Origin of the sequence: Novosphingobium huizhouense (assembly GCF_020179475.1) — a bacterium.
Lineage (GTDB): Bacteria > Pseudomonadota > Alphaproteobacteria > Sphingomonadales > Sphingomonadaceae > Novosphingobium > Novosphingobium huizhouense.
This window is the reverse complement of the sequence record NZ_JAILXZ010000021.1, coordinates 1-319: the sequence shown is the minus strand read 5'-3', so window position 1 is coordinate 319 and position 319 is coordinate 1. Positions and strand designations below refer to the sequence as shown.

Here is a 319-nt window from a genome sequence, read left to right as displayed (position 1 = left end):
CCGAGGCTCGCCCGGTCGAGCGTGGCGGGCACGTCGACCGCCACGCCCCACGGCTGGCCGGGGCGCCAGCCCGCATCGCGGACGTAGTTGGCAATCGAGGCGAGCGTGTCGGGCGTGCTCGACCATATGTCGGCCAGGCCGTCGCCGTCCGCATCCTGCGCCACGCGCAGGTAGACGCTTGGCAGGAACTGCGGGTTGCCGAAGGCGCCGGCCCAGCTGCCGACCAGCTTGGAACGCGGAACGCCGCGGTCGATCATCTTGAGCAGCGCGACGAATTCGTCGTCTAACAGCTCGCGCCGGCGGCCCTCGTAGGCGAGCG

At 71.8% G+C, this 319-nt stretch carries 1 protein-coding gene; it reads right to left on the bottom strand.

Annotated elements, in window-relative coordinates:
• Positions 1-319, bottom strand: a 319-nt coding sequence (locus K3A85_RS17805) for a lytic murein transglycosylase (protein WP_225207855.1), incomplete at both ends; no start/stop codon positions are given.